This is a genomic window from Hydrogenophaga sp. (assembly GCF_965657535.1).
Lineage (GTDB): Bacteria > Pseudomonadota > Gammaproteobacteria > Burkholderiales > Burkholderiaceae_C > Hydrogenophaga.
This window is the reverse complement of the sequence record NZ_CBFHOP010000002.1, coordinates 352,191-366,716: the sequence shown is the minus strand read 5'-3', so window position 1 is coordinate 366,716 and position 14,526 is coordinate 352,191. Positions and strand designations below refer to the sequence as shown.

Below are 14,526 nucleotides of genomic sequence, written 5' to 3'. Positions count from 1 at the left end.
GTTCCGAGTGACCGCATGGCGAGTGCGCAAGGGAAGGGCGTGACGGGCCGAGGAATTTGGCGCAGTCCGCCTCGGTGGAGCAAGCCTCTGTGGTGGGGCCTGTTGGGGCAAAAGGTTTCCGCAGCTTTCAAGCCGAGGTCGAGCTGCTCCGGGCCCAACATGGGGGCGGGGCTGGTCGTGCATGGCTGTGGCCACATCGGTGCGCCCGCAATGGATGGCCGAGGGCGCCTGCGGGTTTTGTTGCGCCAAAAAACCACAGCAGAATGCCTGCAAAAACGAACGCCTTGAGCGCTTGAAGGTCGTGAATGGGTGCGCCTGGCCCGCGTGCCGTGGCCACTTCGTCATGCTGGCAAGCACGCAGCGTTTCGCGCAGGGCATGCAGAGCAGGCGGCGAGGCCAGCCACCGAACCGGTTCGTCGCAATGGCGGTCCACCAACCGCTCCACCGTAGCGCACGCTGCGCGTGGGCCAGACACAGCGGGCACTGACGGCAACGACTTGAGCGTTTGCTTCAGACCAGCACCACTGGCTCCAGCGCGTCCGAAGCCGCGCAGATGCGCCCGATGATGGCCGTGTGCGGGTAGCCCGCCGCCTGCAGGGCCTGCACGCAGGCGGTGGCCTGGTCGGCGGGCACGGTGGCCAGCAGGCCGCCGGCGGTTTGGGGGTCAAACAGCAGCGGGTAGCGCGGGTCTTGCACAAAGGCTTCGGCGTTGCGCAAGGCGCGGCGCAGGCGCACGTTGGCCGGTTGCAGCGAGCTGACGATGCCGGCCTCAACGCACGCCACGGCGCCATCGAGCAGGGGCAGGGCGCTCAAGTGCAGTTCGGCGTCCACGCCCGAGGGGCGGGTCATTTCCACCAGGTGCCCGAGCAGACCAAAGCCGGTGAGGTCGGTGCAGGCGGTGGCGCCATGGGCACGCAGCACCTGGGCACCGGCCTGGTTGGACACCACCATGGACTGCAAGGCCGCGTCGATCCAGCGGCCTTTGGCGGCGTGCTGCGCGTGGGCCGCAAACAGCGTGCCGGTGCCGATGGGTTTGGTCAGCAGCAGCACGTCGCCGGGCCGCATGCCACCTTTGCGCATGACGCCGCCCATCTGCTCGTCAATCAGGCCGTTGACCGCGAAGCCTAGGGCCAGCTCGCGGCCTTCGCCGGTGTGCCCGCCTACCAGGCTGCAGCCGGCGGCGTTGAGCACTTCCACCGCGCCGGTCATCATTTGCAGCAGCAGGTCTTCCACCTTGGCTTCCAGGCCCGGTGGCACGGTGGCAATGGCTGTGGCGCTTTGTGCTTCAGCGCCCATGGCAAAAATGTCGCCCAGCGCGTGGTTGGCCGCCACTTTGCCAAACAGGTAGGGATCGTCGATGAAGCTGCGGAAGAAGTCCACCGTGTGCACCACCGCTTTGCCCGGGGGCACGCGTACCACGGCAGCGTCGTCTGGCGCGTGCAAGCCAATCAGCACGTCGTCGCGCGCCACCGGCTGCAGGCTGCCCAGCGCGCGGGTCAAGATGCTGGCGCCCACCTTGGCGCCGCAGCCACCGCAGCGCATGGCAATGGCCGAAATGGCTTGTTTCGACTCTTCGGCGCTCAGCGCAAGGCTGGCCGGCGCTGTGTTGGCGCTGCTGGGTGCCATGGCGGGCAGCTCGGTGAACTTGCGCATGAAACGGCGGTCGATACTGTCCTTCCAGCGCCACACCCAGGCGCCCGCAAAACCCAGGCGGCCGCGCGAAGCCACGGCAAATTGGTCGCCGGTGGAAATGAGCGCCAGCCAACTGCGCTGGGGTTTGTAGGTCACCAGCGGTTGGCCGCGCAGGCTCAGCCGCAGGTTTTTTGCCAAAGGTGGGCCCATGCGCACCGCAAACACCCCGGCTTTTTCCAGCGGGCGCGTGGTGAACGAAGCCACGTCGCCAGCGGCAAAAATCTTGGGGTCGTTCAGCGTTTGCAGCCGGTCGTTGACCTGGATGAAGCCTTGCGCGTCCAGCGCCAGCCCGGTGCTTTGCAGCCAGGCGGGGCCGCCGGCCTGCGTCACCCACAGCGTCTCGTCGGTGTCAAACCGCCGGCCGTCTTGTGTGAGCAGGCACCCAGGGGTGACTTGCATCACCTCGGCGTGGGTGTGCACTGCCACGCCGCGCGCTTGCAACACGCGGGCAAAACGCGCGCGAACGCCGGGGTTGTGGGTGGGCAAGATCGTGTCGCCCGCCGTGAGCAACACAAAGTGCAGCAGCTCGGGGCTGCGGCCCAGCGCCTGCAGCTCTTGGCGCAGCCGGTATTGCATGGACAGCACCAGCTCGACCCCACCCGCGCCGCCGCCCACCACCGTCACCGTGAGCGGTGCCTGCAGCGCCTGCACACGTGCCAGCAGACCGAGCCAGCGCTGGTTGAACTGGGCAATGGGCTTCACCGGCACGCTGTGGGCTTGTGCGCCTGCCACCTGGCGCACGTTCGGGGTGGAGCCGGTGTTGATGGACAGCAGGTCGTAGGGCACCGAAGGTCGGTCCCGAAGCAGCACGCGCTGGTTGGTTCGGTCCAGGCCGGTGACTTCACCGCGGATGAAGCGCGCCTTGGCAAAAGAAGCCAGGCGGCCCAGGTCAATGTGGACGTCGTCAAAGCTGTAGTGGCCCGAGATGTAGCCCGGCAGCATGCCGGAATAGGGCGTGTCTACGTCGGTGCAAATGAGGGTGATGCGCAGGCCCGGCTCGGGCTGCATGGCCAGCATGCGCAGGACCACGACGTGGCTGTGACCGCCGCCGACGAGCACCAAGTCGCGCAGGACGGGTTGTTCTGAAACTTGCATGGGAATCCGTGTGAGGCTGTTCCCTTCGATCATAGAGGCGGGCCGCTGCACACTGGCGCTTGAGGCGATTTCACGCCCGCTGGGCGCGCAGGGCGCGCGCGGTGCACATGCCGCACACCGGCGCCTCGGGCCGCCCGCGAGGTGGCGTGCCGCGCTCAGCTGAGTTGTGTGGGCTGGAACCGGTCGGCCCGGTCCACCAGGCTGCGCATCTGGTCTGCCGCGTGCATGGTGACCGCGTGGGGCGTGTAGCCCGGCCGGGGCGAGATGTAGTCGGCCATTTCACGCGCCAGCGCCTGCTGGCTGGGCGGTGCGTTGGCCAGCAGCGCAATCACCATGTTTTCCAGCGCGATCACACGCACGCGCAACTGCACCAGTTCGGCGTTGGTCAGGGCGGGCTCGTCGCTGGGCGGTGTGCTGCTGTCGGGCTGCGCCGTGGCAGTGGGGGGCAATGACGGGAGCATGACGGTCTCCTGCTGAGAGAGCGCACGGGGTGCGCACCTGGGTCATTGTGGAATCGTTTGGTGTCGATGCCAACCGGGTTCGCCCGTGTGCTGTCAAAACAGCACGCGGCTGCGCAGGGTGCCGGGCACGCGCGCCAGCTCGGTCAAGGCCCGCTCGGAATGGGCGGCGTCAATGTCCATCACCACATAGCCCACGTCCTCGCGCGTCTGCAGGTATTGGGCCGAGATGTTGATACCGTGGTCGGAAAAAATGCGGTTGATGCTGGACAGTACCCCCGGCACGTTGCGGTGGATGTGCAGCAGGCGGTGTTTGCCGGGGTGGGCGGGCAAGGCCACTTCGGGGAAGTTGACGGCCGAAGTCGTGGTGCCGTTGTCGCTGTATTTCACCAGCTTTTCCGCCACCTCGATGCCGATGTTTTCTTGCGCCTCCAGCGTGGAGCCGCCGATGTGCGGCGTGAGGATCACGTTGTCCAGGCCGCGCAACGGCGATTCGAACGTGTCTTGGTTGCTGTGCGGTTCTACGGGAAACACGTCGATGGCGGCGCCGAGCAATGCGTTGCGTTTCAGTGCGCTGGCCAGCGCGTCCACGACCACCACGGTGCCGCGCGACGCGTTGATGAGCACGGCGCTGGGCTTCATGCGCGCGATCTGGGCCGCGCCAATCATCCACTGCGTGGCCGGTGTTTCGGGCACATGCAGGCTCACCACGTCGGCCGTGGCCATGAGCTCGTCCAGGCTGCTGAGCGGCCTGGCGTTGCCCAGCGGCAGCTTGGTGGCGGTGTCAAAAAACACCACCTGCATGCCCAGCGCTTCGGCCAGCACCGAGAGCTGCGTGCCGATGGCGCCATAGCCCACGATGCCCAGCGTCTTGCCGCGGATTTCATAGGAATCGCTGGCCGATTTGAGCCAGCCGCCCCGGTGCGCCACCGCGTTCTTTTCGGGTATGCCGCGCATCAACACAATGGCTTCGGCCAGCACCAGCTCGGCCACCGAGCGGGTGTTGGAAAACGGCGCGTTGAACACCGCCACGCCGCGTTCGCGCGCGGCGGCCAGGTCCACCTGGTTGGTGCCGATGCAAAAGCAACCCACGGCGGCGAGGCGCTGGGCGTGGCTCAGCACCTCGGCGGTGAGCTGGGTGCGCGAGCGGATGCCCACAAAATGCGCGTCGGCGATCTTGGCCTTGAGCTCGTCGTCGGGCAGCGCGCCGGGCAGGCTCTCGATCTGGCTGTAGCCCGCCGCGCGCAGCACCGCCACGGCGGAGGGGTGAATGCCTTCCAGGAGCAGGAAGCGGATTTTCTGCTTGTCGGTCGACGTTTTGGGGGTGGGTGGCGTGGTGGGCAACAGGCTGTGGTTCATAGTTGACAAATATAGTCGGATTTTGGTGGTGGATGTGCTGCGCCAGGGCTTGCCCATGTCGCTGGGCGGGGTGCAACAGGTTGCGGCGCGGGCAGGCAAGCCGTGTTCGCTTTTCAGTGCGCAAAAACCGCGTGAGCTCCCGAAATTCGCCCGCGCACCTACGTAGAATCCCTGCGGCCTTGTGCCCGCGTTTCAGCGGCACCCGCCGCGCCCCATCGCCAAGAAAGCATCCGTCGAATGACCCAGGCCAGTTTTAATTTCGACGCCCCACCGGTGCCCGCCGTCGAGGCCGCACCCGAGGCCCCGCCGGTGGCCGTGCCCGCCGTCGCTGAGTCGCCAGAGGCGCCGGCAGCACCCGCACCCGCAGCGCCCGAGTTCGGCTCTGAAGCACAGCGCCCCGAGGGCGTGAACCAGCCTGAAGACCCGTGTGAGTCGGCGGTTGACTTTGAAGCCCTGGCGCGAGCGCTGGAGCAGCACCCCGATTTCCGCGTGCTGCGCCGGCTGGTGCCGTTGATGGATTTCGGCCCGCGCCCTGGGGCCCCGGCGGGCGCTGACGGCGCAGCGGGCGTGCAGCGTGTGCTGGTGCTCGACACCGAAACCACCGGTTTGCAGCACCGCAGCGACAAGATCATTGAGTTGGCCATGCTGTTGGTGCAGGTAGACACTGCAACCGGTTTGCCGTTTGGGCCGGTCGAGGTATTTGAAGGGTTTGAGGACCCGGGCATGCCCATTCCTGAGGTGGCGCAGCAGGTCACCGGCATCAGCGACGGCATGGTGAAAGACCAGCGCCTGGACGATGCGCAGGTGGCGGCCATGGTGGCCCGGGCCGACCTGGTGATCGCGCACAACGCGGGTTTTGACCGGCCTTTTGTGGAGGCCCGCTTTCCCGGATTTGCCGACAAGGCCTGGGCCTGCTCGTTTGCCGACATCGACTGGAAGGCCACCGGCGCAGGCTCTTCCAAGCTCAGCGCGCTGGCCCAGGACCATGGCTGGTTTTACGACGCCCACCGCGCCCAGGTGGACTGCCACGCCTTGCTGCAGGTGCTGACCCGGCCCGTGGGCAGCAGCGGTGGCACAGGGCTGGCGCTGTTGCTGGCCGCGGCAACAGCGCCCAGCTTCAAGCTGCGCGCGACCGGCTCACCGTTTGAGTCGAAAGACCTGCTCAAAGAAAGAGGCTACCGCTGGGACGCCGAAGCCCGTGTGTGGGCCCGCACGCTGGCAACCCCCGAATCGCTGGAAGCCGAACTGGTGTGGCTCAAGGGCGAGGTCTATGGCCGGCGCAGCGCCCGCCTGGAACTGGAAGCTCTGGACAGCCGCGTGCGCTATTCCAGCCGTCCGGGGGTGCAGTCTGAGCGGGCGGTATAGCCGCAACATGGACGGAGCTTGGCTGCCTTCAAGCCAGCGGCAGTTTCACCACAAAACGCGAACCCTCACCGGGTACCGAGCTGACGCTGATGCCGCCGCCGTGGGCCTGGGCAATTTGCTGGCAGAGTGACAGGCCAAGCCCGTTGCCCTCGTATTCCCGGCGCAGGTGCAGGCGGTGAAAGGGCTGGAACAGTTTGCCGATGTCCTGGGCGTCAATGCCGATGCCGTTGTCGGCCACGGTCACGCAGACAAAGCCACCGGCGGCCTGCGCCGTAACGTCAATGCGGGGCGCGCGGTCGGGTGGCATGAATTTCAGCGCGTTGGCGATCAGGTTTTGAAACAGCAGCGACAACAGGCTGGCATGGCCCAGCACCACCGGCAGGGGGCCAATGGTGAGTTCGGCCTGTGTGGCCTGCAGCCGGGCCGCCAAAGCGTCGCGCAGTTCGTTCACGGTCTGGTCGAGCGACACCGGCAACGGCGTTTCGGTTTCGCCCATCTTGAGCCGGGCAAAGCGCAGCACGTCGTCGAGCAGGGTGCGCATGCGCGTGCCCGCCTGGTGCACCAGCTTCAGGTAGCGTTGGCCGCTGGGGGGCAGTGTGTCGCCGAGGTCCGAAGCCAGCAGTCCGGCAAACTGCACCACGGTGTTGAGCGGCTCGCGCAGGTCGTGCGAGGCCATGCGAACGAACTGCTCCAGCCCTTCGTTGGCGTGTTTCAGTTCAGTGGTTGTTTGCTCCAGCTGGGCGTGGCTGGCGCGCAGTTCGGCCAGAGCGGCAGCCAGCACCTGCGCGGGCACCAGGGCCGCAGCAAAGGCCAGGTAAAAGAATCCTTGCTGCCAATGGTGGGTCACCGGCGGTGGCACCAGAATACCCAGCGCCTGCATGCTGGCGATGGTGATGGACACTGCGAGTGTGACCAGCAGCGCGCCAGTCAGCGGCAGCAGCATGGCCGCCATCAGCAAGGGCATCATGGCGTACACGAAAGGCGATGTGAGGTAGGCCGCGCTGAGCACGGTGACACCCACCGACACCATGGCCAGCGGCAGCAGCCGGCCTTGCAGCAGCTGCGGCGACGGCCCGTGGGCCCAGGCCCCCACCAACACAAAGGCCAGCGGCAGCATGGACACCGAGCCAATCACCGAACCCGCGAACCAGGTGAGCCAGATGTCGCCCAGCACACCCATGCCCGAAGTCGCCAGCAGCAGTGCGCCCAGGGTGGCGCCCACCAGCTGGGGCAGCAGGCCGCCGCAAGCCAGCAGCGCCAGCAGGCGCCCGGGTGTGGCAATGCCCGTCTGGGTGAGCCCGGCGCGGCGCAACAGCCAGCCGCCCAGCAGCACTTCGGTGGCGTTGGCCGGCACACACAGCAGGGCTTGCAACGGGTCGATGCCCAGCAGCACGTTGGCCAGGGCATTGCCTGTGGCCATGGCCAGCAGCAGCAGCGGTGCCTGGCGCCATGGGCTGAAAGCGACCCAGGCCATGGCCAGCGCGTTGGCGTACCAGATGGCGGCCATGCTGCCGGGTTGACCCGACAGGTACAGCGACACCAGCGCCGCGAGCGTGTAGCACAGCCCGAGCGCCAGCGCCCATGGCCACGGCGCCCGGGTGCGCCGGGCCGTGCCGGCGCCCCCAGGGCGCGGTTGCGCTGCGGCTTGCTGCTCAGACATGCGGCCGCTTCTGGGGTGCGCGCCAGGCTTTCCAGCCCAGCAACAGCAAACCGCCACCGAGCAAACTGGCACCCAGCAGGGCCGGCCAGGTCTGGGCCTGTCCCAAGTCGTCGGCGTTCAGCGGGAGCAGCCAGCGGTCGAGTACGGCTTGCCGTTGCAGGCGCGGAATGGCCAAGATGGCCGCGTCCAGGCGCTCGCGCAAGCCGGGTTGCCCATGGCGAATGCCAAAGCTGAGCTCGTAGTCAAAACCCACGCGGCCTGCACCGCGCACGCCTGTGAGCCCCTGTGCTTGCACGATGTGGGCCACGCTGGCCGCGTCGGCCACGGCGGCTTCAAAGCGTCCATCGGCCACGCCGCGCAGGGCTTGGGTGTCGTCGCTCACCGCCTGCCAGTCCACCCTGGGGTGGGCCTTGCGCATGGCCGCCTCCACGGCATAACCGTGGCCCACCGCCACGGGGCGCCCTTGCAGCGCCTTCAGTGCATCGGCGGTGGGCTGGTGGGCGTGTTCGGTGCGCACCACCAGAATGGCGGGGACCTGCACATAGGACCGCGTGAATTCGAGAAAAACGGCGCGCTCCGGTGTGGGCCGCAGCGAGGTCACGATGTCGGCTCGGCCCTGGCGCAGGTCGGACAACAGGGCTTGCAAAGGGGCCGCTGGCTGCTCGTGGATGCGCAGGCCAGCGGCTTCTTGCACCAGGCGAAGCATGTCGATCGACAGGCCCTTGGGCTGGCCGTCTGCGTCCACAAACACAAAGGGCGGGTAGTCGCGCTCGACCGCCAGCCGCAGGGCGGGCGCTTCGGGCTGAGCAGCCCCAACGGCGCTGCTCAGCAGGCACCAGCCGAGTGCCGCCTTTCTGAATGCCTTTTGAATGGCCAGGGCCACGCGCATGGCGGGCTCAGTGCCGGCCGAAGAGGGCCACCAAGCCGCTGGCGGTGGCCTTGTCGATGGGCTTGGTCACGTAGCCCCGGACCGAGCCAAAAGCCTCGGCGCGCGCGCGGTCACGCGGGTCGGGTGACGACGTGAGCATCACCACCACGGCTTCGGCCTGGTTGGCCGCAGCCAGCTTTTCGTAGGCTTCCAGAAAGTCAAAGCCGTTCATGCCGGGCATGTTGATGTCGAGCAAGATCACCGCAATGCCGTGCGCGGGGTCGCTTTGCAGGTATTTCAAGGCGTCCTGGGCCGACTCGTACTCCACCACCTCGTAGGCCTGGTCACAACGCTCCAGCATCAGGCGCGTGAACAGCAGGTCGCTTTCGTTGTCGTCGATGAGCATGACGCGGTGGGCCATAAGTCAATCTCCGTCAGGGGTGCAGCGTCGCGGGTGTGCGGTACCCGACAGTCGGGTCGCGCGAACGCATCATTAACGGCTATTTAACCATTTGTCGCTTGCGTTTGCCAGCGAGACGTGGCACGTCACAACCCGTTAAATGCCCGCTTGGGCCGCGCCAAGGGGTGCGGGCTTCAGGCCGCTTTGGGTGCGGCGCTCGGGTTGGTCAGGGTCATCAGAATGTCGGCGTACCAGGCGCAGTTGAGCCCGAGCGATTCGTCCAGCACCAGGTCGCGGTTGCCCATGTCCATGCGCGAAGAGTGCACGCCCAGCAGCTTCCATGGCAGGGCGGCTGTGGCCGCGCTGGGTGCCACGTCGCGCATCACCACGGCAGCGCCACTGGTGCCTCGGTGGGTGCGGGCGTCGGTCAAAAAATAGCCCTGACCCTGAAAGCGGATGCCGTAGGGCGACGCAATCACCGCGTGGCGCACCACGGGCAGGTGGTGCAGCGCATCGTGAAAGCCCAGCGGGAAGCCCACCACCAGCAGCGAAGCGTCCACCGGTACGGCGTCAAACGTGGTTTGCAGGTGGGCCGGTGTGAACGCGCGGATGATGGCGCCGGCCGGCAGTTGGCTGCGGTCCAGCTCCAGCACCGCCACGTCAATTTCGCTGCCCCCGTCGCGGCCCTGGCGCCACACCGACCGGCCCTGCGCGTACAGCAGCATGGAAAAGCCGGTGGAGCGGGTGAGGTTGGCGGCGTCCAGGTGCAGTTCAATCTCCAGTCGGTCGGGCAGGTGCTGCGACCCTTCGTCAATCACCACGTGGCGGCTGGTGACCAAATAAAGCCGCTCGTCGCGCTCAAAGAAAAAGCCACTGGCGTTGGTGAGCGCCAGGGAGCCCAGGTAGGTGGAGACACGGGGCGCCGCCAGAAACAACGGGTCCACCGGGGTGGTGCCGGGCCGTTGCTGGGGAACGGGTGCTGCAGGGGCTGCAGCGGTCTGGTTTTGGGGTTTCACGGGGCCAGTGTCGCAGCTTTCATGCCAGGGTGGGCCTGCTGCTGCTGAAGCCCGCAGGCAAACCCTTTGGGCTCGTGTGCCCTCGGGTATCGGGCCTGTGGTCGAATGGCGGTCCTCACAGAACCTTGGCAGCGCCCCATGAACCTGAACGCCGATTTCACCCAGCGCACCGTGATCCATGCCGACCAAGTGCCATGGCAACCCTCACCCCTGCCGGGGGTAGACCGCCGCCTGCTGGACCGGGTGGGCGACGAGGTGGCGCGGGCCACCAGTGTGGTGCGCTATGCGCCTGGCTCGCGGTTTGAGGCGCACCGGCACGGTGGCGGTGAAGAAATTCTGGTGCTGGAGGGTGTTTTTTCAGACGACAGCGGTGACCACCCCGCCGGTACCTACTTGCGCAACCCGCCGGGCAGCGCACACGCGCCGTATTCCCATGAAGGCTGCGTGTTGTTCGTCAAGCTGTGGCAGTTTGCCGCCACCGACACCACCCCGCTGCGCCTGGATACCCGCAGCCAGCCCTGGCGGCCCGGCCTGGTGCCGGGCTTGTCCGTCATGCCCCTGCACGAACACGACGGCGTGAGCACCGCCCTGGTGCGCTGGGCGCCCCACACGCGCTTTCAGCCGCACCGCCACCCTGGTGGAGAGGAAATTTTGGTGCTCGACGGCGTGTTCAGCGACGAGTGGGGCGACTACCCCACCCACACCTGGCTGCGCAGCCCCCGCTGGAGCGAGCACGCCCCTTTCACCGGCCCACAGGGCGCGCTCATCTATGTGAAGGTGGGCCATCTGGGCGCGTCGTTCCTGCAACCCTGAGCGCCCGCTGGGCCGCAGCGACACCTGGCATGCCGCAGTTTGGGTGTGCTTGGGGTAACAACTTCCCTGACATGAAGGCACCGGCTGCTTTTTAGAGGCGGCGTTGGGCGCCATCAAGGCGAGTTGCTGCGTGGTTCTGCCAGAATGCCCCTCATAAATTGGGGGTAGAAAATGATGACCGCTTGGGCGACGGTGAAGATGTGTCGCGCACCACACCGCCCTGGCGCGGTGTGCGCGCGCCGCGCGGGGTGTTTTCAGCGTTGCCTTGGGCTGTGCTGGCTGGCGGCGGCACCCTTGCTCGCGCTGCTCGTGGGCTGTGGCCAGCCACCGCTGGCGCCACTCACGGTGGGCTTGAACCCTTGGGTGGGTTACGACCCGCTGGTGCTGGCCCGCGAACGTGGTCTGTTGGATCCGGCCCGGGTCAAGGTGGTCGAGCTGTCGACCCATGCCGAGAGTTTTCGGCATTTCCGCAATGGCTTGCTGGATGCCTTGGCGATCACCCTGGACCAGGCGCTGCAACTCGCCGACGATGGCCTGGACGTGAAAATCATTGCTGTGCTGGACGAGTCGGCCGGCGCCGACGTGGTGATGGGGCTGGACCTGCCCGGGGCCGCCGACCGTTGGCGCGGCCAGCGCATCGCCTTGGAGCCCTCCACGTTGGGGCGGCTCATGTTGAGCCGCATGCTGGAATCTGGCGGCCTGTCCCTGGCCGACGTGACCACGGTGCCGCTTGAAGCCTCGCAGCACCTCGCCGCCCTGCAGGCCGAGCGCGTGGCGGCGGTCGTGACCTACGAGCCGCTGGCGACCCAGATGCGCAACGCTGGCTTTGCGCGGCTGTTTGACAGCCGGCAAATGCCCGGCGAAATTGTGGACGTGCTGGTGGTGCGCGGCGATGTGCTCACCCACCGGCCCGCCGATGTGGATGCCTTGCTGGGTGCCTGGAACGCTGGACTGACCGCTTACCTGACCGATCCGGCGGCGGCGGCCGTTGTGCTGGCACCGGGCACCGAGCTCACGGTGGAGCAGTACCTGCTCACCCAATCGGGCCTGCATTACCTGGCGGCGGCAGAGTCCCTGGCTTTTCTCAGCGGCAGCCCGGCGCCCATAAAGCGCCACGGTGGGCGCCTGGCGGCCAGCTTGGTGGAGCTCGGTCTGTTGAAAAACCCCGTGCGCTGGGCAGACTTGATTGACACCGCGCCTGCTGCCCGCGCCGGGCTTGCCGGGGTGGCGCCGTGAGTGCCGTGTCCATGCTGGGCTTCATGCCTGGGCGCTGGCTGGTGCCCTTGCTGCTGGTGTTGCTGACGCTGTGTGGCTCGGCGGTGAACTACGGCGTGCAGGTTGGTGGTGCGCGAGAGCGGGTCGTCGAGCAGGAAGCCCGCTTTTTGCGTGAGCGCCTGAGCGTGGAGCAAGCCCGGCTGGATGTGCAGACCGGTGCTGGCAACGCGTTGCTGGTGCGTCGACTGGTGGGCGGGTTGGGCCTGCACCGGGGCCTGGACCACGCCTTGCTGATCACACCCGAGGGGCGGGTGCAGGCCTCGCTTTCGCGGCTGGACACCGGGCGCCGGCTCGACGAGCTGTCGAGCCCCTGGGCCACCAGGCTCCACGGCCTGCTGCGTCAGGCACAGGCCCAACCGGCCTTGCGCATCACCGTGGACACCTTGCCGAACGCGCCCAGGCTCGCTGCGTTCACCCCCATTCAGGACGGCCGCTGGCTCGTTACCAGCGTGGACATGGCCTTGCCCATGGCGCAGCAAGTGGCCGTGGCGCGGCAAGAAGTGCTGCGCAATGGGTTGGTCGTGCTCGCTGTGGCCACCGTGCTGGCGACCCTGCTGCACCTGCTGTGGTTTCGCCGGGCGCGCCAGCTGAGCCACACCCTGGAAGACATTGGCCGGGGTCAGCTGGCCGCCCGCAGCGGGCTGCAAGGCCGCGATGAATTGGCGCAGATTGGTCTTGAGATCGACCGCATGGCCGAAAAATTGCAGTCGGACCAGGCCGAGATTCGCCACCTCCATACGCTGGTGAACCGCTCCCCGGCGGTCGTGATCGAATGGCGCAACGCACCCGGCTGGCCGGTGGTGTTTGTGAACGACGCGGTGGCGCAGTGGGGCTACGCCAAGTCGGACGTGCTCAGCGGTGCATGGGACTACAGCCAGCGCATCCACCCCGATGACGCGCGCCGCATCCACGACGAGGTGGCCCACTATATTGCGCATGGCCCGGACGAGTACCAGCAGACCTACCGGTTTCGCTGCGCCGACGGGCGCTGGGTCTGGCTGGACGACCGCACCACCCTCACACGCAACGCCCAGGGTATGGTCACCAGTATTGGGGGCGTTTTGGTCGACATCACGGCACAAAAGCAGGCCCAGGAGGCGACCAAAGAGCAGGCCGATTTGCTGCGCATGTTTTATGAAATGCCGTTTATTGGCATGGCCATTTCGTCCCCCAGCAGCAAGAGCTGGCTGCAGGTGAACGACCGTTTGTGCGACATCCTGGGCTACCCGCGCGAGCAGCTGTTGCAAAAAACCTGGACCGAAATGACGCCCGAGCCCGACCTGCAGGCCAACTTGGCTTTGTTCCAGGCGTTGTTGGCGGGCGAGCGCTCCAGCTACCAGATGGAAAAGCGGTTTGTGCGCGCGGACGGCCAGATCGTGCACGCAGAAATACATGTGCGTCCGGTCTACCAGGCCGACGGTTCGCTCAAGCACCTTTTCACCACGGTGCAAGACATCACCGAGCGCGTACAGACCGAAGCCGCTCTGCGTGACCACAAGGACCGTCTGGAGCAGCGGGTGAACGAGCGCACCCGCCAGCTCAGCGAGGCCAACCGCGAACTGGAGGCGTTTTCATACACCGTGTCGCACGACCTGCGCTCCCCCTTGCGGGGCATCGATGGTTACAGCCAGCTGCTGCAGGAAGCCTACGCCCCGCGCCTGGACGCCGATGGCCGCATGTTCATCCAGCGCATTCGCGCCGGTATTGAGCAGATGAGCCAGTTGATCTCTGATTTGCTCGACTATTCGCACCTGGAGCGCCGCACCATGGGCCACGAGCACGTGGACCTCGTGCCCCTCGTGGAGCGTCTGCTGGACGGCTTTTCAGCCGATCTGGAGCGCCACCACACCACCGTGGTGCGGCGGCTGGCGCCCATGAGGCTCGATGTGGACCGCGATGGCCTGTCGCTGGCGCTGCGCAACCTGATCGGTAACGCCATCAAGTTCAGCAGCGAAAGCACCCAACCCACCCTTGAGGTGGGATCGCGCACCGAAAACGGCCACCAGACCCTGTGGGTGCGCGACAATGGGGTGGGGTTTGACATGCAATACCACGACCGCATTTTTGGCATTTTTCAGCGGCTCCACCGGGCCGAGGACTACCCGGGAACCGGCGTGGGTCTTGCGTTGGTTTCCAAGGCGGCGCAGCGCATGGGTGGCCGTGTCTGGGCCGAAAGTGCACCGGGCGCCGGCGCCACGTTTTATCTGGAGTTTCCCGCATGAACACCGCCACCTCTGCGCCGCCCATTCTGTTGGTTGACGACCACCCAATGGACCTTGACCTGACAGGGCGCGCGTTCAGAAAAAAGAAGTTTTCCACCAAGATCGAAATGGCCCGCTACCGGCGGCCGGCGAGCCGCATCCCGGTGGTGCGCACGTCGTCGCGCGAAGACCGCGACCTCAAAGCCCCTTGCGACCTGGGCGTGAACGCTGACATTGAAAAACCGGTGAGCTTCACCCAATTCATCGAGATCGTTGAGCACATTGAGCTTGACGGGTGTGTGTTCAACGAGCGCCCCTTTTGAC

Annotated in this window: 12 protein-coding genes; 5 read left to right on the top strand and 7 right to left on the bottom strand. The window is 66.7% G+C overall.

Annotation, left to right across the window (positions count from 1 at the left end):
• Nucleotides 1-510: 510 nt before the first annotated feature.
• From selD to serA, 3 genes are all read right to left on the bottom strand, one after another.
• Entirely contained in the window at nucleotides 511-2,787 is a 2,277-nt protein-coding gene (selD, locus tag ACTG4K_RS04520; RefSeq protein WP_439112999.1) for a selenide, water dikinase SelD, read from the bottom strand.
• 155 nt (nucleotides 2,788-2,942) lie between these two features.
• Nucleotides 2,943-3,248: a hypothetical protein gene (locus tag ACTG4K_RS04515; RefSeq protein ID WP_439112998.1), complete on the bottom strand. Its 306-nt coding sequence runs from the start codon at nucleotides 3,246-3,248 to the stop codon at nucleotides 2,943-2,945.
• A gap of 93 nt (nucleotides 3,249-3,341) precedes the next feature.
• On the bottom strand, nucleotides 3,342-4,604 hold the full coding sequence (serA, locus tag ACTG4K_RS04510) for a phosphoglycerate dehydrogenase (RefSeq protein ID WP_439112997.1): 1,263 nt from the start codon (nucleotides 4,602-4,604) through the stop codon (nucleotides 3,342-3,344).
• Nucleotides 4,605-4,841: 237 nt separating this feature from the next.
• Between serA and ACTG4K_RS04505 the strand changes: the two genes are divergently transcribed.
• Nucleotides 4,842-5,969: a 3'-5' exonuclease gene (locus ACTG4K_RS04505; RefSeq protein ID WP_439112996.1), complete on the top strand. Its 1,128-nt coding sequence runs from the start codon at nucleotides 4,842-4,844 to the stop codon at nucleotides 5,967-5,969.
• Nucleotides 5,970-5,997: 28 nt separating this feature from the next.
• On the opposite strand, the gene ACTG4K_RS04500 is transcribed toward ACTG4K_RS04505, so the two are convergent.
• The 4 genes from ACTG4K_RS04500 to ACTG4K_RS04485 form a co-directional block, all read right to left on the bottom strand.
• The gene (locus ACTG4K_RS04500) at nucleotides 5,998-7,629 is read right to left on the bottom strand and encodes an ATP-binding protein (protein ID WP_439112995.1); all 1,632 of its coding nucleotides are present in this window, start codon (nucleotides 7,627-7,629) and stop codon (nucleotides 5,998-6,000) included.
• Nucleotides 7,622-8,518, bottom strand: a complete 897-nt coding sequence (locus ACTG4K_RS04495; RefSeq protein WP_439112994.1) for a transporter substrate-binding domain-containing protein — start codon at nucleotides 8,516-8,518, stop codon at nucleotides 7,622-7,624. Before ACTG4K_RS04495 ends, ACTG4K_RS04500 begins: the two co-directional genes overlap by 8 nt.
• 7 nt (nucleotides 8,519-8,525) lie before the next feature.
• A complete protein-coding gene (locus ACTG4K_RS04490) occupies nucleotides 8,526-8,918 on the bottom strand; it encodes a response regulator (RefSeq protein ID WP_439112993.1) in 393 nt (130 codons plus the stop codon).
• A gap of 173 nt (nucleotides 8,919-9,091) precedes the next feature.
• Nucleotides 9,092-9,841 carry a S1 family peptidase gene (locus ACTG4K_RS04485; RefSeq protein WP_439113141.1) on the bottom strand — a complete coding sequence of 250 codons (750 nt, stop codon included), beginning with the start codon at nucleotides 9,839-9,841 and terminating at the stop codon, nucleotides 9,092-9,094.
• Between the two features lie 210 nt (nucleotides 9,842-10,051).
• On the opposite strand from ACTG4K_RS04485, the gene ACTG4K_RS04480 reads away from it, so the two are divergent.
• The 4 genes from ACTG4K_RS04480 (at nucleotide 10,052) to ACTG4K_RS04465 (ending at nucleotide 14,525) form a co-directional block, all read left to right on the top strand.
• On the top strand, nucleotides 10,052-10,726 hold the full coding sequence (locus ACTG4K_RS04480; protein WP_439112992.1) for a cupin domain-containing protein: 675 nt from the start codon (nucleotides 10,052-10,054) through the stop codon (nucleotides 10,724-10,726).
• A 294-nt stretch (nucleotides 10,727-11,020) separates the two neighbouring features.
• Nucleotides 11,021-11,962 carry an ABC transporter substrate-binding protein gene (locus ACTG4K_RS04475; RefSeq protein WP_439112991.1) on the top strand — a complete coding sequence of 314 codons (942 nt, stop codon included), beginning with the start codon at nucleotides 11,021-11,023 and terminating at the stop codon, nucleotides 11,960-11,962.
• Nucleotides 11,959-14,223: a PAS domain S-box protein gene (locus tag ACTG4K_RS04470; protein WP_439112990.1), complete on the top strand. Its 2,265-nt coding sequence runs from the start codon at nucleotides 11,959-11,961 to the stop codon at nucleotides 14,221-14,223. Before ACTG4K_RS04475 ends, ACTG4K_RS04470 begins: the two co-directional genes overlap by 4 nt.
• Nucleotides 14,220-14,525 (top strand): hypothetical protein, encoded by a 306-nt coding sequence (locus tag ACTG4K_RS04465; RefSeq protein ID WP_439112989.1) that lies wholly within the window; start codon nucleotides 14,220-14,222, stop codon nucleotides 14,523-14,525. Before ACTG4K_RS04470 ends, ACTG4K_RS04465 begins: the two co-directional genes overlap by 4 nt.
• Nucleotide 14,526: the final 1 nt, after the last annotated feature.

Excerpts from the sequence above, each read along its gene's own strand:
- serA (WP_439112997.1), bottom strand. The coding sequence starts at position 4,604 with ATGAACCACAGCCTGTTGCCCACCACGCCACCCACCCCCAAAACGTCG.
- ACTG4K_RS04480 (WP_439112992.1), top strand. The coding sequence starts at position 10,052 with ATGAACCTGAACGCCGATTTCACCCAGCGCACCGTGATCCATGCCGAC.
- ACTG4K_RS04515 (WP_439112998.1), bottom strand. The coding sequence starts at position 3,248 with ATGCTCCCGTCATTGCCCCCCACTGCCACGGCGCAGCCCGACAGCAGC.
- selD (WP_439112999.1), bottom strand. The coding sequence starts at position 2,787 with ATGCAAGTTTCAGAACAACCCGTCCTGCGCGACTTGGTGCTCGTCGGC.
- ACTG4K_RS04500 (WP_439112995.1), bottom strand. The coding sequence starts at position 7,629 with ATGTCTGAGCAGCAAGCCGCAGCGCAACCGCGCCCTGGGGGCGCCGGC.
- ACTG4K_RS04505 (WP_439112996.1), top strand. The coding sequence starts at position 4,842 with ATGACCCAGGCCAGTTTTAATTTCGACGCCCCACCGGTGCCCGCCGTC.
- ACTG4K_RS04465 (WP_439112989.1), top strand. The coding sequence starts at position 14,220 with ATGAACACCGCCACCTCTGCGCCGCCCATTCTGTTGGTTGACGACCAC.
- ACTG4K_RS04490 (WP_439112993.1), bottom strand. The coding sequence starts at position 8,918 with ATGGCCCACCGCGTCATGCTCATCGACGACAACGAAAGCGACCTGCTG.
- ACTG4K_RS04495 (WP_439112994.1), bottom strand. The coding sequence starts at position 8,518 with ATGCGCGTGGCCCTGGCCATTCAAAAGGCATTCAGAAAGGCGGCACTC.